The sequence below is a fragment of the Bradyrhizobium quebecense genome (assembly GCF_013373795.3).
Taxonomy (GTDB): domain Bacteria; phylum Pseudomonadota; class Alphaproteobacteria; order Rhizobiales; family Xanthobacteraceae; genus Bradyrhizobium; species Bradyrhizobium quebecense.
The window spans coordinates 5,914,630-5,931,120 of the sequence record NZ_CP088022.1; the positions used below are offsets into that span (position 1 = coordinate 5,914,630).

15 protein-coding genes are annotated in these 16,491 nt (G+C 65.7%); 9 read left to right on the forward strand and 6 right to left on the reverse strand.

The annotated features are described in order from the left end of the window. Nucleotides 1-126 precede the first annotated feature (126 nt). A complete protein-coding gene (locus tag HU230_RS28535) occupies nucleotides 127-756 on the reverse strand; it encodes an NUDIX hydrolase (RefSeq protein ID WP_176528938.1) in 630 nt (209 codons plus the stop codon). A gap of 92 nt (nucleotides 757-848) precedes the next feature. Between HU230_RS28535 and HU230_RS28540 the strand changes: the two genes are divergently transcribed. The 3 genes from HU230_RS28540 to HU230_RS28550 all read left to right on the forward strand — a co-directional run bounded on the left by HU230_RS28540 (nucleotide 849) and on the right by HU230_RS28550 (nucleotide 2,617). Continuing rightward, entirely contained in the window at nucleotides 849-1,274 is a 426-nt protein-coding gene (locus tag HU230_RS28540; RefSeq protein WP_176528937.1) for a PaaI family thioesterase, read from the forward strand. Nucleotides 1,275-1,286: 12 nt separating this feature from the next. Next, a complete protein-coding gene (locus tag HU230_RS28545) occupies nucleotides 1,287-2,297 on the forward strand; it encodes an aldo/keto reductase (RefSeq protein ID WP_176528936.1) in 1,011 nt (336 codons plus the stop codon). A gap of 119 nt (nucleotides 2,298-2,416) precedes the next feature. Beyond that, nucleotides 2,417-2,617: a hypothetical protein gene (locus HU230_RS28550; RefSeq protein ID WP_176528935.1), complete on the forward strand. Its 201-nt coding sequence runs from the start codon at nucleotides 2,417-2,419 to the stop codon at nucleotides 2,615-2,617. 117 nt (nucleotides 2,618-2,734) lie between these two features. Here the strand turns inward: HU230_RS28550 and katG are convergent, their stop codons facing one another. Further along, nucleotides 2,735-4,900, reverse strand: coding sequence for a catalase/peroxidase HPI (gene katG / locus HU230_RS28555; RefSeq protein ID WP_176528934.1), 2,166 nt, complete (start codon nucleotides 4,898-4,900; stop codon nucleotides 2,735-2,737). 118 nt (nucleotides 4,901-5,018) lie between these two features. Here katG and HU230_RS28560 point away from each other — a divergent pair, with 118 nt between their 5' ends. Further along, nucleotides 5,019-5,978, forward strand: a complete 960-nt coding sequence (locus HU230_RS28560; protein WP_176528933.1) for a LysR substrate-binding domain-containing protein — start codon at nucleotides 5,019-5,021, stop codon at nucleotides 5,976-5,978. Nucleotides 5,979-6,240: 262 nt separating this feature from the next. Here HU230_RS28560 and galU read toward each other — a convergent pair whose 3' ends face one another. Then, nucleotides 6,241-7,116, reverse strand: a complete 876-nt coding sequence (gene galU, locus HU230_RS28565; RefSeq protein ID WP_092118845.1) for a UTP--glucose-1-phosphate uridylyltransferase GalU — start codon at nucleotides 7,114-7,116, stop codon at nucleotides 6,241-6,243. Between the two features lie 136 nt (nucleotides 7,117-7,252). After that, nucleotides 7,253-8,554 (reverse strand): NADH:flavin oxidoreductase/NADH oxidase family protein, encoded by a 1,302-nt coding sequence (locus tag HU230_RS28570; RefSeq protein ID WP_176528932.1) that lies wholly within the window; start codon nucleotides 8,552-8,554, stop codon nucleotides 7,253-7,255. Nucleotides 8,555-8,644: 90 nt separating this feature from the next. Here HU230_RS28570 and HU230_RS28575 point away from each other — a divergent pair, with 90 nt between their 5' ends. From HU230_RS28575 to HU230_RS28590, 4 genes are all read left to right on the forward strand, one after another. After that, nucleotides 8,645-9,064, forward strand: coding sequence for a MerR family transcriptional regulator (locus HU230_RS28575; protein WP_176528931.1), 420 nt, complete (start codon nucleotides 8,645-8,647; stop codon nucleotides 9,062-9,064). A 134-nt stretch (nucleotides 9,065-9,198) separates the two neighbouring features. Continuing rightward, complete coding sequence (locus tag HU230_RS28580) at nucleotides 9,199-10,578, forward strand: lytic murein transglycosylase (RefSeq protein ID WP_176528930.1); 1,380 nt, start codon at nucleotides 9,199-9,201, stop codon at nucleotides 10,576-10,578. Between the two features lie 304 nt (nucleotides 10,579-10,882). Further along, the gene (locus HU230_RS28585; RefSeq protein ID WP_224943361.1) at nucleotides 10,883-12,169 is read left to right on the forward strand and encodes an IS4 family transposase; all 1,287 of its coding nucleotides are present in this window, start codon (nucleotides 10,883-10,885) and stop codon (nucleotides 12,167-12,169) included. 206 nt (nucleotides 12,170-12,375) lie between these two features. After that, entirely contained in the window at nucleotides 12,376-14,094 is a 1,719-nt protein-coding gene (locus HU230_RS28590; RefSeq protein WP_176534826.1) for an SGNH/GDSL hydrolase family protein, read from the forward strand. Between the two features lie 169 nt (nucleotides 14,095-14,263). Here HU230_RS28590 and HU230_RS28595 read toward each other — a convergent pair whose 3' ends face one another. Continuing rightward, nucleotides 14,264-14,638: a CsbD family protein gene (locus HU230_RS28595; RefSeq protein ID WP_176528928.1), complete on the reverse strand. Its 375-nt coding sequence runs from the start codon at nucleotides 14,636-14,638 to the stop codon at nucleotides 14,264-14,266. A 59-nt stretch (nucleotides 14,639-14,697) separates the two neighbouring features. Then, entirely contained in the window at nucleotides 14,698-15,432 is a 735-nt protein-coding gene (locus tag HU230_RS28600) for an SDR family NAD(P)-dependent oxidoreductase (protein WP_176528927.1), read from the reverse strand. 194 nt (nucleotides 15,433-15,626) lie between these two features. Here HU230_RS28600 and HU230_RS28605 point away from each other — a divergent pair, with 194 nt between their 5' ends. Next, nucleotides 15,627-16,406: an SDR family NAD(P)-dependent oxidoreductase gene (locus HU230_RS28605; protein ID WP_176528926.1), complete on the forward strand. Its 780-nt coding sequence runs from the start codon at nucleotides 15,627-15,629 to the stop codon at nucleotides 16,404-16,406. Nucleotides 16,407-16,491: the final 85 nt, after the last annotated feature.

Below are 16,491 nucleotides of genomic sequence, written 5' to 3' on the forward strand. Positions count from 1 at the left end.
TGTTACGAGAATGTGTCGCGGGCGCCGCCGGAACCCGGGACCGCAACGCATCCGCCTGTTGCGCAAGACAAGGCAATGAAGATGAACGCCCGCAGACGCCGTCACAAATAGCCGCATCGTTGCGACCTACTTCCACGCGAACACCGGCTGCTCGAGATCGGCGACGCGGGTGTTGCGTCCGGCGAGCACCTCGCGGAATTGATAGATCAGCGCGGCGGTCGGCGCATGGATCTGCTGACCACCGAGCCGAAAGCGGATCACGCGCCGCGAGCTCTCCGGAATCGTGACGAAGGTGAATGCATCGTCGAGCTCGACCGCATCGAGACCGATGCGATGCACGGACGCGACCTCGTCCGGGTTCGGCGTGATTGCCGCCTGCGCACCGGCCCAGACCACGACCGGCGTGATCAGATAGCCGGACCGTGTCGGATAGTCGTCGAGCATGCCGAGCACGTCGCGTTCGGACAGCGCCAGCCCGAGTTCCTCGTGCAGTTCGCGCAGCGCGGCCCGGGGCTGTGTCTCGCCGGGATCGCAGCGTCCACCCGGCAGCGCCCATTGCGCGCTGTGGGCGCGCAAGCGCGCGCTGCGGCGGGTCAGCAGGAAGGTCGTACCGTTGCCGTCATCACCTTCGGTCAGCGCGATCGCGACCGCCGCGCGCTTCAGCGTCGGCGCCGCATCCGCCGGCGCGAGGCGCGCGAATGCGGCGCAGAGCTCTGCGATATTCCGCCGGGTGGCATCGTCAAATGTGCGGGCCATGGAGCTTGACTACAACACAACAGCGTTTGATGAAATGAGCGGAACGACATGCCTCCTGCGATCAATCATTTGCAAGCAAGGGATCCCTCCTCATGACGGCCAAGGCCGCGGACAAACTCAAATCCGACGGCTGGAAGATCGCCGACACCACGGGTTTCCTGACGCTGATCGGCCCGTTGTGGGAGCGGTTGAAGGACGGCGCGCTCGAGCTCGCGCTGATCACCGAGGACAAGCACCACAACCGCCGCGGCCTAGTGCAGGGCGGCGTGATCATGACCTTTGCCGACCGCGCCTGCGGCATGGCCGCGCGCTTCGTCTCGGGCAAGCCGACGCTTGCGACGGTGCAGCTCGACACCCATTTCGTCGAGGCCGGCAAAATCGGCGAGATCCTGACGACGCGTCCGCGCGTGGTGCGCTCGACCCGCAGCCTGATCTTCATCACGGCCGAGGTGACCGTCGACAAGCGCTGCATCGCGATGGCCAGCGGCGTGTTCAAGATCTTGAAGACCGACAGCTAGGGAGCCTGCCCGATGCAATATCGCCAGCTCGGCCGCAGCGGCCTGAAGGTTTCGCCGATCTGCCTCGGCACCATGATGTTCGGCGGGCCGACCGACGAGGCGACCTCGTCGCGGATCGTGGCGAAGGCGCGCGAGGCCGGCATCAATTTCATCGACAGCGCCGACGCCTATAATGGTGGCAAGTCCGAGGAGGTCGTCGGCCGCGCGATCTCGAACAGCCGGTCGAACTGGGTGCTCGCGACCAAGCTCGCCAATCCGATCGGCGACGATCCGAACCATGGCGGGCTGTCGCGGCGCTGGGTGTTCCAGGCCGCAGACGAGAGCCTGAAGCGGCTCGGCACCGACTACATCGACGTCTACTACCTGCACAAGGAAGACCACGCGACGCCGCTCGACGAGACGGTGCGTGCGATGGGCGACCTGATCCGCGCCGGCAAGGTGCGCTATTTCGGCGTCTCCAACTACCGCGCCTGGCGCGTCGCCGAGATCTGCAACATCTGCGACCGGCTCGGCATCGACCGTCCCGTCGCGAGCCAGCCCTATTACAATGCGATGAACCGGATGCCGGAGGTCGAGCATTTCCCGGCCTGCGCCTATTACGGCCTCGGCGTCGTACCCTACAGCCCGCTGGCGCGCGGCGTGCTGACCGGCAAATACGCACCTGATGCCGCGCCGCCTGCCGACACCCGCGCCGGCCGCAACGACAAGCGTATGATGCAGACCGAATGGCGACCGGAATCGCTGCAGCTCGCGCAGGAGATCAAGCGCCACGCTGAGAGCCGCGGCATCACCGCCGGGCAGTTCGCGGTGTCCTGGGTGCTGAACTCGTCGTTCGTCAGCGCGGTCATCGCAGGCCCGCGCACCGAAGCGCAGTGGGACGATTACATCCACGCGCTCGACTATCGCTTCACCGCCGAGGACGAAGCCCTGATCGATCGCCTCGTCGTCGCCGGCCATCCCTCGACACCGGGCTTCAACGATCCCGCCTATCCGATCGAAGGGCGGCGGGCGCGGACCGGATAGCGTCCAGCCTTCGGCGCTCCCCTCGGCTACGCCGATGTCACGTTTCGTAGCTTCCGAATTGCGCAAGCGTCGCACAGGCTGCACCATCAGCGCATGGAGATGCTGATGCTGGTGCTGCAATGACGGCATCCAATGTACTGGATTGGATCGTGGCTCTCCTGGTGTGCTGGGCGAGCCTGACCGCGATCCTCGAGCCTTCGCGCGGGGCCTCGCAGTGCGATGCTCCCATCGTGATGAGCAGCGCGGCGCAATCGCCACCGGCGATTCCGACGCAGGCGGAGTTCGAGGAGATGATCCGGGACATGAAGCTGCACGACTGAGCAAAGCTGCGGAAAGCCTTTCGTCTTCCAAATTGCATCCCCCAAATGAAACAGGGCGGCGCCGAAGCGCCGCCCTGCCCTGATTGCCGTGACGTACCGGTCGCTTACTCGTCCAATTTACTTGGCGAGATCGAAGCGATCGGCGTTCATCACCTTGGCCCAGGCCGCGACGAAGTCGTTCACGAACTGCTCCTTGGCATCCGATGAGCCGTAGACCTCGGCGAACGCGCGCAGCTGCGAGTGCGAGCCGAAGATCAGGTCGACGCGGGTGCCGGTCCACTTCACCGCCTTGGTCTTGCGGTCGCGGCCTTCATAGACGCCCTGGCCGGCATCGCTCCACACCGTGCCCATGTCGAGCAGGTTGAGGAAGAAGTCGTTGGTCAGCGTCCCCGGCTTGCCGGTGAAGACACCATGCTTCGACTTCTTGGCATTGGCGCCGAGCACGCGCAGGCCGCCGACGAGGACCGTCAATTCCGGTCCGGTCAGCCGCAGGAGCTGCGCACGGTCGACCAACGCCTCCTCGGGCTGCAGGAACTGTTGCTTGCCGCTGATGTAGTTGCGGAAGCCGTCAGCCCGCGGCTCGAGCGGAGCGAACGATTCGACGTCGGTCTGATCCTGCGTCGCGTCGGTGCGGCCCGGCGTGAAGGGGACCTTCACATGGGTGCCGCCGTCCTTCGCGGCCTTCTCGATCGCTGCCGCGCCGCCGAGCACGATGAGATCGGCGAGCGAGACCTTCTTGCCGAACTCCTTCTGGATGGCTTCGAGCTTGGCCAGCACACCCTTGAGCTGCGCCGGCTCATTGACATCCCAGTCCTTCTGCGGAGCAAGGCGGATGCGCGCGCCGTTGGCGCCGCCGCGCTTGTCGGAGCCGCGGAACGTGGAGGCCGAGGCCCAGGCGGTCGACACCAGTTCGGACACCGAGAGACCCGAGGCGAGGATCTTCGCCTTGAGCGCCTCGATATCCTTGTCGTCGATCACGGCGTGATCGAGCGCCGGCACCGGATCCTGCCAGATCAGCGTCTCCTTCGGCACCAGCGGGCCGAGATAGCGCTGGATCGGACCCATGTCGCGATGCGTGAGCTTGAACCAGGCGCGGGCGAAGGCGTCCGCGAACTGATCCGGATGCTCGTAGAACCGGCGCGAGATCTTCTCATAGGCCGGGTCGTAGCGCAGCGACAGGTCGGTGGTCAGCATGGTCGGGACATGCTTCTTCGACGAATCGAACGCGTCCGGAATGACGGCGTCCGCGCCCTTTGCCTTCCACTGCTTCGCACCGGCCGGGCTCTTCGTCAGCTCCCATTCGTACTTGAACAGGTTCTCGAAGAAGTGGTTGCTCCACTTGGTCGGGGTCTGGGTCCAGGTCACCTCGGGACCGCCGGTGATCGCGTCAGCGCCGACGCCGGTGCCGAACTTGCTCTTCCACCCCAAGCCCTGATCCTCGATCGCGCTGCCTTCCGGCTCCGGCCCGATCAGCGACGGATCGCCCGCACCGTGGGTCTTGCCGAAGGTGTGGCCACCGGCGATCAGCGCAACCGTCTCCTCGTCGTTCATCGCCATGCGGAAGAACGTCTCGCGGATGTCCTTGGCCGCTGCAACCGGGTCCGGATTGCCGTTCGGGCCTTCCGGGTTGACGTAGATCAGGCCCATCTGCACCGCGCCGAGCGGCTCGGAGAGCTGACGCTCGCCGCTGTAGCGCTCGTCGCCGAGCCAGGTGCCTTCCGGACCCCAGTACAGTTCTTCCGGCTCCCACACGTCGGCGCGGCCGCCGGCAAAACCGAACGTCTTGAAGCCCATCGATTCCAGCGCGACGTTGCCGGCGAGGACCATCAGGTCGGCCCAGGAGATCTTGCGGCCGTATTTCTGCTTGATCGGCCACAGCAGCCGGCGCGCTTTGTCCAGATTGGCGTTGTCAGGCCAGCTGTTGAGCGGGGCGAAACGCTGCTGACCGGCACCGGCGCCGCCGCGGCCGTCGGTGATGCGATAGGTTCCCGCCGAGTGCCAGGCCATGCGGATCATCAGGCCGCCGTAATGGCCGAAGTCTGCCGGCCACCATTCCTGCGACGTCGTCATCAGGGCCGTGAGGTCCTTGATCACGGCGTTGAGATCGAGGGACTTGAATTCCTTGGCGTAGTCGAAGCCCTTGCCCATCGGATCGGACAGGTTGGAATTGTGATGCAGCACCTGAACGTCGAGCGTCTCCGGCCACCAGTCGCGATTCGCGTGCCCGCGGGGGCCGCCCGTGAATGGGCATTTGCCCGCGCCGTCGTCGGTTTTTGCGTCCATGTTTCTTCTCCGAGGTGATGGATTCTGGAATGCGCTGGAGCTCTTCCAAGAACGATTCTACGCGCCCCAATCCATCAGGTGAAATTGACTTTAGTGATCGCGTCGATAAGATAATCTGATGATAAATGTCACACTCCGGCAACTGAGGTATTTCGATGCGCTGGCGCAGCACGGGCATTTCGGGCGCGCCGCGGATGCCTGCGCGGTGTCGCAGCCGGCGCTGTCGATGCAGATCCGCGAGTTGGAACGAGCGGTCGGCGGCGTGCTGATCGAACGCAATGCCCGGCAGGTCACCCTGACGACCTTCGGCGAGGACCTGCTGCATCGCGTGCGCGACATCCTGCGCTCGGTCGACGAGCTCGGCGACTTCGCGCGCGCCTCGCGCGACAAGCTCGCCGGGCGGCTGCGCGTCGGCATGATCCCGACCATTGCGCCATATCTGCTGCCGCGGGTGATCGAGACGTTGGCGCGGCTGCATCCCGAGCTCGACATCCATGTCCGCGAGACGCTGACGCCGAAGCTGATCAAGGCAGTCGCCGAGGGCCGGCTCGACACCGCGATCGTGGCGCTGCCGGTGCATGAACCGTCGTTGACCGAGGTCGCTCTGTTTTCGGAAAATTTCCTGCTGGTGCGACCGGGCGAGGACGCCAAGACACCGGTGCCGAGCGCCGAGATGCTGCGCGAGATGCGGCTGTTGCTGCTCGAGGAAGGCCATTGCTTCCGCGACCAGGCGCTGTCGTTCTGCAACATGCAATCGTCGTCGCCGCCGCGCGAGGTGCTGGATGCGAGCTCGCTGTCGACATTGGTGCAGATGGTCGGCGCCGGCATCGGCGTCACCCTGATCCCCGAGATGGCGGTGACCGTGGAGACGCGTTCCGCGCCGGTGACGGTCTCGCGCTTCAAGAACCCGCAGCCCTCGCGCACCATCGGCATGGTCTGGCGCAAAACCAGCCCGCTCGCCGCGCAGCTGCAGCAGATCGCCGAAGTGGTCTCACTCGCCGCCCGTGAATTGCGCGCGCCGAAGCAGGATGGGGCGAAGGAGCCAGTGAAACGGGCGGGGCGAAGGAAGGTGGCGTGATTGGGTCGGGGTGCGGCGGAGACGATGCCGTCCGTGTTTGACGCACACCTCGCGCCATAATTACAGCTGTCGTCCCTGCGAAAGCAGGGACACATAACCACGAATGTTCATTGTTGAGCAATTCTGGACGACGTGTCCCATTCACTACGCCTGCTGCGGAGTGTGGGTCCCTGCTTTCGCAGGGACGACATCGAATATGTTGCGCGGTCTGTGAATCATACATCCGCGGTCTCGCGGCGAATGACGTGATGAGGCAGCGCCCCTACTTCTCCAGATACTTCTTCATCTCGGCGATCAGGCCGTCGCGCAGCTCGGGGCGCTTGAGGCCGAAGGCGATGTTGGCGCGGAGGAAGCCGGGCTTGGAGCCGCAATCGTGGCGCTCGCCCTCGAACTCGACGCCGTAGAACTTCTGCGTCTTGGCAAGCCCGATCATCGCGTCGGTGAGCTGGATCTCGCCGCCGGCGCCGCGCTCCTGCGTGGCCAGGATGTTGAAGATTTCCGGTTGCAGGATATAGCGGCCGGTGATCGACAGGTTCGACGGCGCGGTGCCCTTCGGCGGCTTCTCGACCATGCCGTCGACCTCGAAGATGTTGCCGGTGCGTTTTCCCACGCCGCAGATGCCGTATTGATGGGTAAGCTCGTCGGGCACCGCCTCGACCGCGATCACGTTCGACTTGTCGCCGAGCTTGTTGGCGGCGTCGATCATCTGCTTCAGGCAGCCCGGCGTGTTCAGCACCAGCTCGTCCGGCAGCACCACCGCGAACGGCTCGTTGCCGACGATGTCGCGCGCGCACCACACCGCGTGGCCGAGCCCGAGCGGCGATTGCTGCCGGGTGAAGCTCATCGCGCCGGCTTCCGGCTGGTTCTGCGCCAGGATGTCCTGCTCGGTCTTCTTGCCGCGTTGCGCGAGCGTGGTGTCGAGCTCGAACATGCGGTCGAAATGATCCTCGATGACGCCCTTGTTGCGGCCGGTGACGAACACGAAGTGCTCGATGCCGGCCTCACGGGCCTCGTCGACCACGTACTGGATCAGGGGCTTGTCGACGATCGTCAGCATCTCTTTCGGCATCGCCTTGGTGGCGGGCAGCACGCGGGTGCCGAGACCGGCGACGGGAAAGACGGCTTTGCGGATCTTCATGGGATTATCGGAAGCCTTGAAACGGGTGGGACGGCGGCGCGAAATGTAATCGCTTCTTCGTACCCGTTTTGCAGCTGAGAACAAAGGCGGATGTGTGATGCGCACGGATCCGTCTTTTTCCACCCATGCGTTTGGCTTACCGAGGCATCCCGACGGCCCGCACATTGGCGCGCGACGGCGCTGACGTGCCGTGAGACGCGGCCGTCGCGTTGGCAGATGACGCGATCCAGCGGCGATATCTGCGGGTGAGCGACGCCGTGCGCAACTGGGCGAGAAGCAACGCCTTCAGCGGCGAAACGTTCGGATTGGCCGTGCCGCCCCGGCTCAACCGCCGCAGCTGGAATTTCACGACCGCCATCGCGGCAAGCGAGGCCATCGGCTTGCTCTTCCAGCGGATGGGCGCAACTTCTGGCCGCAGATCCTCGCCGCGGCGCCACGCATTCGGCAAATCCGGCCTGACCGCAAGAGCGGTGGCGATACCCGCGATAGCGACGCCGCTATCGAGCACCTGTTGCACGATGCCGATGCGGCGAATGCCGCCGGTGACCATGACCGGCATCCTGGCGACCCCGGCGATATCACGCGCGAAGTCGAGGAAATAGGCCTCGCGCGCCAGCGTGCGGCCATCGCGCGCATCGCCCTGCATCGCCGGCGCCTCGTAGCTGCCGCCCGACAGTTCCACCAGATCCACGGGCAATTCATTCAGCATCTCGACGACGGTCTTCGCATCGGCTGCATCGAATCCGCCGCGCTGGAAATCGGCCGAGTTCAATTTGACCGCGACCGAGAAGCCCGGCGCCACCGCGGCACGGACTGCCTTGACGGTTTCGATCAACAGACGCGCCCGGTTTTGCAGCGAGCCGCCCCAGCGGTCGGTGCGCCGGTTGCTCAAGGGCGACAGGAACTGGCTGATCAGATAGCCGTGCGCCGCATGGATCTGCACGCCGGAGAAGCCGGCTTGCTCTGCGAGTTTCGCGGCCGTGACGAAGCGCGCGATCACCTCGTCGATGTCGTGCTCGGCCATCGCTTTGGGCATCGCAAACAGGTTCGAATGCTTGCCGAGATCGAGCGGCACCGCCGATGGCGCCAGCGTCTGCTGGCCCATGTTTTTCATCATCTGCCGGCCCGGATGATTGAGCTGCAACCAGATTTGCGCGCCCCTGGCCCGGCCAATCCGCGCCCAGTTCCGGAACGCCTTAAGCGGCGTGCCGTCCTCCAGCACGACGCCACCCGGTCCGGTCATGGCGCGGCGATCGATCATGACATTGCCGGTGATGATGAGACCGGCGCCGCCGTCGGCCCAGGCCTGATAGAGGCGCAGCAGCTCGGCCGACGGGAAATGCCCGGCGTCGGCCATGTTCTCCTCCATCGCCGCCTTGGCGATGCGGTTGGGAACGGTGCTTCCGTTGGGCAGGGTGAGGGAGTCGAACGGCGACATGAGCCAGGTTCCTTAATCGAGTTCCTTGTTGATCTGCGCGCACCCTAACCTTAAAGTAAACTTTAAGGTCAAGCAGCGAGGAGCACGGCAGTGAAGATCGGAGAACTGGCTCGGGAGTCCGGCCTGGCGCCGTCGCGCATCCGCTTCTATGAGCGAGAGGGCCTGATCGGGTCGATCGATCGCGGCCTGAATGGCTATCGGCAGTATTCGCGCGGAACCCGGCAGATCCTCGAGATCATCGTAATGGCTCAGCAGGCTGGATTTTCGCTCGACGAGATCCGAAACCTGCTGCCGCCGCACGGCAAGGGAGACTGGAGCCGCGACACGCTGGTGGCCGCGCTCAAGGCCAAGGTGGTCGAGGTCGCAGCCTTGCAGCGGCGATTGTCCGAAACCCAGGCTGGGCTCGAGGCCGTGATCGCCCGGATCGAAGCCACGCCGCCGGGCAGCGACTGCTTCGAGAACGCCGAAGCCGTCCTGGCTGGTCTCAGGGAACAGGCCAAAGCCGGTTGACGACGCCGGACAATTTGTCCCGGTCAAACCATCGCGCGCGATTTCGTCACGCCCCAAATGCTGCGCTTTGTTAAGCTATTGGAAACCGTGACGGGGCCTTCTGGGACGGCACGATTTTGACAGGCACACGACACATGCGCGCGACCGGAACAACAAGGACCAGGCTTTCCAGCGCGAGCTTGATCGCGCTGGCCCTGCTGCTGCCCGGCAGCACGCAAGCTCAATCGGCCGGCAACGGCCTGACCAACCTGATCGACAGCATCTTCTCCCCGAACGCCGCGACGCCGCCGCAGGCCGCAACCGGACAGGACGGCGCAGCGCCGCCCTGGAGCGGAGAAGACGGCGCCTCCGGCCATCCCTTGATGACAGCCGCCGCAATCCGCCAGGCCGCATCCGACTTCCCGAACTGCGTCGCGGCGATGTGGCCGGATGCCGCACGGCGCAACATCACCCAGCAAAATTTCGAGCGCTTCACCGCGGGCCTGCAGCCCGACCTGCGCATCATGGATCTCTTGGATTCGCAGCCGGAATTCACCAAGGCGATCTGGGACTATCTCGACATTCTCGTCAGCGACACCAGGCTCGCCAAGGGTCGCGAGATCCTCGCGAAATACAAGCCGCAGTTCGACGCAACCGAGAAGGCCTATGGCGTCGACCGCTATATCATCGCGGCGATCTGGGGCATCGAGTCGAACTACTCGACCCAGATGGGCGATCGCAGCGTGGTGCAGTCGACCGCGACGCTCGCCTGCATCGGCCGCCGCCAGGCCTATTTCAAGGACGAATTCCTGTCGGCGCTGGAGATTCTCAACCGCGGCGATCTCAGGCCCGAACAGATGCGCGGCTCCTGGGCCGGCGCGTTCGGCCCGACCCAGTTCATGCCGACCGCATTCAAGCGCTACGCCGTCGACGGCGACGGCGACGGCCGCCGCGACGTCGTCGACAATCCGAGCGACCTGATCGCCTCGACCGCCAACAATCTGAAGAAGGACGGCTGGCAGACCGGCGCGAGCTGGGGCTACGAGGTGGTGCTGCCGCAGGGCCTGAATTACATGCTGGCCGACCGCGCCAAGGCGATGCCGCTGTCGCAATGGGAGCAGCTCGGCGTCAAGCGACCGGGCGGCCAGCCGTTCCCGCGGCCGTCCGACAAGGCCTATCTGCTGGCGCCGGCCGGTGCCGAGGGCCCCGGCTTCCTGATGCTGCAGAATTTCCGGGTGATCATGAAGTACAACCCGGCGGAGGCCTATGCGCTCGCGATCGGCCATTTCGCCGATCGCCTGCGCGGCGGCCAGCCCTTCGTGCAGCCCTGGCCGCGCCAGGAACGGGTGCTGTCACGCGCCGAGCGGCTGGAATTGCAGCAGCTGCTCGCCCAGCGCGGCTTCTACAAGGGCACGCCCGACGGCCAGTTCGGCGGCCAGACCCGCGAGGCACTGCGCGGCTTCCAGGTCTCGATCGGGGCGCCGGCCGACGGTTTTGCCACCGCCGAGGTGCTGGAACGGCTGCGGGGGCGATAGGGCCGAGGCCATGACCTCCCCCCACCTCTCCCGCTTGCGGGGGAGGTCGGATTGCATCGAAGATGCAATCCGGGTGGGGGCTTTCTCCGCATAATGACGAGCCCCATCGCGGCGACACCCCCGCCCCAACCCTCCCCCGCAAGCGCTATCGCATTCACACATCTGGGTTGCGATTAGCGGTAAAGCGGGATTCTCTATCGGTAGGCAAGCCGGTGGAGGTTTTGATGGCCGGGGTGGCATATGGACTGGGACGATTTGGCGATCGTCGCCTGGAAAAAGGGGGGCGCGGCTGCATGCGGCGCTGGTGGCCCGGCCTGGCTCGTGCATCCGCCGCCTCGGTGAGGACCGTGCGGGCGAGATGCAGTTTCGCCGGCTTCTTCACAATCCGTCGGTGACGGCCGCAGAGATGTCACGGCATGCCGGAGACCTCACCGGGCAGCGAGCGGCTGGTCGGCATGTTGTTGTCGCACAGGACACGTCGGAATTGATCTTGGGCGGCCGGCGGTCGCGACAATGCTACGGACCGGTCGCCAAAGGCAATGCCGCGGGTTTGTTGCTGCATGTGGCACTGGCGGTAGAGGCCGAGACGCAAGGGTTGCTCGGTCTGGTCTCGATGCAGGTCTGGAACCGTAACCGAGAGGAGTTGGCACCACGGCGCAAGCGGGCGACGGCGGCTAAGGAATCGCAACGATGGATCGAGAGCAGCGAACGGGCGGGTGAGGTACTGGCTGCGGCGGCCAGCGTCACGATGGTATCGGACCGCGAAAGCGACTTTTACGAACTGTTCGTGAAGCGTCCGCAAAACGTCGAATTGGTTGTGAGGGCCTGCCAGAATCGGCGGATCGAGGGGTCCGAAGAAGACCCGGATTTGCTGTTCACCTTCATCGACGCCCAGGCCGAACAAGGGCGCGTTGCCATGACGGTCCCCGCCGCACCAGGACGGCGCGCGCGCGATACCGAGTTCGCAGTGCGCTTCGCGCCGGTGGCCGTATGCCGGCCGCTCCATGGAGCCGATCCGACGTTGCCCGAGACGGTTCACCTGACGCTGGTCGATGTCCGCGAGGTATCGGAGCCGAAAGACGGTAGCGCACCTGTGCATTGGCGGCTTTTGACTACCCACGCTGTCGCTACATTGAACGACGCGCGTCAAGTGGTCGGCTTCTACCGGACGCGTTGGGTGATCGAGGAGTTCTTCCGTACGCTCAAGACGGCAGGCTTCGATATAGAGGAAGCCGATATCGGCGACCCGCAGGCCATGATCAACTTCGTCGCTGCTGCAGCCGTTGCGGCCATCACCATCAAGCAACTCGTCCAGGCCCGCGACGGCAACACGGATCAGCTCCTGAGCGATGCCTTCGAGCCGGACGACCAACCCATCCTCGAAGCCGTCTCCGCCCGGCTCGAAGGCAAGACCGAGCGGCAACGCAATCCGCACCCGAAGGGATCCCTGGCCTTTGTCGCTTGGGTCATCGCACGCCTCGGCGGCTGGACCGGCTACTACGGCAAGCCGGGTCCCAAAGTCATCCGCATCGGCCTTGCCAAGTTCCACGCCATCAAATACGGCGCCAATCTAAGGCTTCAGAATGTGTGAATCTGATAGCCCGCAAGCGGGAGAGAGGGCGCAGTTCCATCGCCGCAGCACCCGAGCCCCTCCCCCAAAACTAACCGTGAAATCCGATATTTGCCCGGCGCCTTGACGGCGACCGGAGGCACCCGATTTATGGTGGAAAAGCTGCCTGCTTGCGGCCCGATTCCGCTAATATGCTTACGTACTTCCTGATCATTGCGACGAACTCGATGGCGAAGCCGAAATCCTTCCTGCGCCTATTCACCGAAGCCGGTCCGCTGGTCGCGCTGACGGTGGCGCTTGCGCTGTTGATCGGCATTGCCGAGCCCGCCTCGGCGCAGTTCTTCGGCTTGCCCGGCTTCGGTGGCGGACCGCCGCAACCGCAGCGCCGCGCTCCGCCGCAGCACGGCGGTGGTGGCGGCGGCTGGTTCGGGGGCGATTTCTTCGCGCCATTCCAGCAGCAGCCGCAATCATCACAGCCGCAGCGGCCACGCGAGGATTTCTCGCGCGCTCCGCCGCCGGCGAAGCGCGAAGCCGCCGCCGAGCGCAACGTGCTCGTGATCGGCGACGCCATGGCCGACTGGCTCGCCTATGGCCTGGAAGATGCCTATTCCGACCAGCCCGACATGGGCGTGATCCGCAAGCACAAGACGGTCTCCGGCCTGATCCGCTATCAGCCCAAGGGCGATCCGGCGGATTGGGCTGCGGCCGCCAAGGGCATTCTCGCCGCCGAGAACCCCGACGCCATCGTCGTGATGCTCGGCCTCAACGACCGCACCTCGATCCGCGAACCGGTCGCGGAGAAGAAGGTCGACAAGAAGGACGAGAAAAAGGACGCGCGCGGCAAGCCGGACGCAAAGCCCGGCGACAAGCCCGATGCGGCCGCCAAGTCCGACGGCAAGACCGACAGCAAGCCGGTCGATGCCGAGCTGCCGGCCGACGACGCCGACACGGACTCACAGGCTGCGCCGGAAAAGACCGCGCGCTCGCCCAATGGCCTTTATGACTTCCGCGACGACCGCTGGGTCGAGCTCTACGGCAAGAAGATCGAGGAGCTGATCAACGTGCTGAAGAGCAAGGGCGTGCCGGTGCTGTGGGTCGGCCTGCCCGCGATCCGCGGCCAGAAGGGCACGTCGGACATGCTGTTCCTCGACGCGCTCTATCGCGACGGCGCCGGCAAGGCCGGCATCACCTATGTCGACGTCTGGGACGGCTTTGTCGACGAGGCCGGCCGCTTCATGCCGAAGGGCCCGGACTTCGAAGGCCAGCCGCGCAAGCTGCGCTCCGATGACGGCGTGTTCTTCACCAAAGCCGGCGCGCGCAAGCTCGCGCACTATGTCGAGCGCGAGGTGACCCGCCTGCTCGCGGTCCGCACCGGCCCGATCGCGCTGCCGAGCGAACCGGCAACGCCCGAGACCAGCACCGAGCCCGGCAAGCCCGCGCCGCGGCCGCTGGCAGGGCCCGTGCTGCCGCTGGTCGCCTCCACGGTCGGTACCGATCAACTGCTCGGCGGCCCCGGCTCACGCCCCGCCGCGGTCGACGCGCTTGCCGCACGCACGCTGGTGAAAGGCGAGGCCTTGGCGCCGCCGGCCGGCCGCGCCGATGATTTCGCCTGGCCGCGCCGCGAAATGGGGCGCGAGCAGGCCAAGGGCGACGTGCCGGTTGCCGCGACCACGCCGGCCGCCCCAGCGGGAGGCCCTGCGAATCCGCCGCCCTCGACCACGGCGATCGCGCCCGACGGCTCGATCATCACCGCGCCGAAGCCGCCAAGACGCGTGTTCCGTCCGGCCCAGGCCCAGCCGCAACAGCAGCCACAGACGCAGCCCTGGCTGCGTGACATCTTCGGATTCGGCGCGCCGCAGCAGCAGCGCCCGCTGGTCGCCCCGCCGCCGCGCCCGCCGCGCAATGTCGGACAGCGTGCCGCGGTGCCGGGGAATCCCTGGCAGTAGGCGGCGCGGGCTCTCATCGAATTGAAGCTAGATCCACGTCATTGCGAGCCATCCGGTCGGCGCGAAGCGCCGCCGGACGACAGGCTCTGCGAAGCAATCCATCGATCCGCACGCGCGGACGGATGGATTGCTTCGTCGCTTCGCTCCTCGCAATGACCGTGAACGAATCTCAGCCGTAGTAGCGCCAGCGTGACGGCGGGCGGCGCGGCTGGCGCGTCATCAACAGCGCCAGCGCAAAGCCGATGCCGCCGGCGATCAGGAGCGATCCGAGCGGATTGTCCTGCACCGTTTGCGCCATCGCCCTCTGTCCGCTGCGAACGGTCTCGCCGCGATTCTCATAAGCATCCTTGGCGTAGTTGACCGCGGTGTCAGCGGCGTCGCGCGCGGCATCCTTGGCCTGGCCGTAGAGATCCTGCACCGCGCCTGCGGCTTCGCGCGCGCGGCCCGAGGCCTGGGTCTGCGCATCGCCGGCCGCATCGCCGACGGCGCCTTCGGCCTTGCCCACGAATTCCTTCGCCGTTCCGAAAATCCGATCCTTGTCCATCACGTGCTCCCTGAAACTGTCAGGAGGCCAACCGCGGAACCTCGCACAAGTTCCTGGAGCTAAAGAATGAGCCCGCCATCGACGATGATGGTCTGGCCGACGACGTAAGAGGCGAGCGGCGAGGCCAGGAACAGCGCGGCGCCGGCCATGTCGGCGGGCGTGCCGAGACGCTTCAGCGGAATGCGCTCGAGCGCGCCTTCGAGCCGCTTTGGATTCGCCGTCGTCGCCTTGGTCATCTTGGTGTCGACGAGGCCGGGCGCGATGCCGTTGACGCGGATGCCGTTCTCGGCCCAGGCCTCGCCGAGCGTGCGCGTCAGGCCGACTGCGCCGGTCTTCGAGGCGTTGTAGGCCGGATTGCCCATGGTGGAATGATAGGCCGCGGTCGAGCTCACGATGATCAGCGATCCCTTGGCTGCGCTCAGCATCGCGTGGAATTTGGTGGCGCAGGCCATCAGGCTCATTAGATTGACTTCCATCACCTTGCGGAAGCCTTCCATCTGGAATTCCCCGCGGCGGTAAATCACCGCGCCTTGCGCCAGCACCAGCACGTCGAGCCGATCGAACGACGGCGTGAGGCTTTCGATCGCCTGCGGATTACCGACGTCGAGCTGCGCATAGGCAAGGCCCTCGAGATGCGAGCCTTCCTCAGCGGAATAGTCGCTCGCCTGCGCGCGGGTGCCGTACACGGCAACGCGCGCGCCCTTGGCGCGGAAGGCCTGCGCGATGCCGTTGCCGATGCCGCTGGAGCCGCCGACCACCAGTACTTGCTTGCCGCCGAAATCGAGCTCGTTCATCGCGTTCCTCTCCCGTGCTGTTTTCTTGATTGAGCATGATCCTTTTCGAAAAGCCAACGCAAAAGCCAACGCAGAACTTGCGTTAACGCGCTGCGCGCGCGGCGAGAGCGGATCAGCGGTTTGACGTCCTTGCGGATCAGTGCCAGCGTTGCCGGTCTCACAATGCGCCAAATTTCATCTCGCGAGAATCCGTCATGTCCGAATTCAAACAGCTCAGCCGCTCGGTGAAGGGCCTCACCGTTCTCGTCACCGGTGCCGCCAGCGGCATGGGCCGCGCCACCGCGCGCGTGTTCGCCGATGAGGGCGCCAATGTCGCGGTCACCGATCTGACCGAAGAGGGCACGCAGGCGGTGGCGAAGGAAATCGCAGCAAGCGGCGGCTCGGCAAAGGCCTGGACGCTCGACGTCAGCGACCGCGACGCCATCACCAGGGTCGTCGGCGATGTCGCGGCGCATTTCGGCGGGCTCGACATCATCGTCAACAATGCCGGCATCTCGGTGCGCGTGCCGATCGACGATCCCGGTTACGAGGACGCCTGGGCCAAGGGCATCGCGGTGATGCTGACCGCGCATCCGCGCATCATCCGCGCCGCACTGCCATACCTGCGCAAGTCGCGTTCGCCGCGCATCGTCAACATCGCCTCGACCGAGGCGCTCGGCGCGACCGGGATGCACAGCCCCTACTCCGCGGCAAAGGGCGGCGTCACCAGCCTGACCCGCTCGCTCGCGGTGGAACTGGGACGCGAAGGCATCACCGTGAACTGTATCTGCCCGGGCCCGATCCGCACCGCGATTACCGACCGCATCTCCGAGGAGCACAAGACGATCTACGCCAAGCGCCGCACCGCGCTCGGCCGCTACGGCGATCCAGAAGAGGTCGCGCACATGACGCTGAGCCTGTGCCTGCCCGCCGCATCGTTCCTGACCGGCGCGGTGATTCCGGTCGACGGCGGGTTGATGGCGCGGAATGCCTGACCCGCGTCTGGTCGCGAAGCGTTGACAGGGCGCGCGTCGGGAGTAGCCTTCTCGTCAAACGAAGCGGGACAACCGCCCGCGCGAT

What these genes read in the sequence shown, in the direction of transcription:
- HU230_RS28535 (WP_176528938.1), bottom strand. Translation starts at nt 756, where the DNA reads ATGGCCCGCACATTTGACGATGCCACCCGGCGGAATATCGCAGAGCTC.
- HU230_RS28540 (WP_176528937.1), top strand. Translation starts at nt 849, where the DNA reads ATGACGGCCAAGGCCGCGGACAAACTCAAATCCGACGGCTGGAAGATC.
- HU230_RS28545 (WP_176528936.1), top strand. Translation starts at nt 1,287, where the DNA reads ATGCAATATCGCCAGCTCGGCCGCAGCGGCCTGAAGGTTTCGCCGATC.
- HU230_RS28550 (WP_176528935.1), top strand. Translation starts at nt 2,417, where the DNA reads ATGACGGCATCCAATGTACTGGATTGGATCGTGGCTCTCCTGGTGTGC.
- katG (WP_176528934.1), bottom strand. Translation starts at nt 4,900, where the DNA reads ATGGACGCAAAAACCGACGACGGCGCGGGCAAATGCCCATTCACGGGC.
- HU230_RS28560 (WP_176528933.1), top strand. Translation starts at nt 5,019, where the DNA reads ATGATAAATGTCACACTCCGGCAACTGAGGTATTTCGATGCGCTGGCG.
- galU (WP_092118845.1), bottom strand. Translation starts at nt 7,116, where the DNA reads ATGAAGATCCGCAAAGCCGTCTTTCCCGTCGCCGGTCTCGGCACCCGC.
- HU230_RS28570 (WP_176528932.1), bottom strand. Translation starts at nt 8,554, where the DNA reads ATGTCGCCGTTCGACTCCCTCACCCTGCCCAACGGAAGCACCGTTCCC.
- HU230_RS28580 (WP_176528930.1), top strand. Translation starts at nt 9,199, where the DNA reads ATGCGCGCGACCGGAACAACAAGGACCAGGCTTTCCAGCGCGAGCTTG.
- HU230_RS28590 (WP_176534826.1), top strand. Translation starts at nt 12,376, where the DNA reads ATGGCGAAGCCGAAATCCTTCCTGCGCCTATTCACCGAAGCCGGTCCG.
- HU230_RS28595 (WP_176528928.1), bottom strand. Translation starts at nt 14,638, where the DNA reads ATGGACAAGGATCGGATTTTCGGAACGGCGAAGGAATTCGTGGGCAAG.
- HU230_RS28600 (WP_176528927.1), bottom strand. Translation starts at nt 15,432, where the DNA reads ATGAACGAGCTCGATTTCGGCGGCAAGCAAGTACTGGTGGTCGGCGGC.
- HU230_RS28605 (WP_176528926.1), top strand. Translation starts at nt 15,627, where the DNA reads ATGTCCGAATTCAAACAGCTCAGCCGCTCGGTGAAGGGCCTCACCGTT.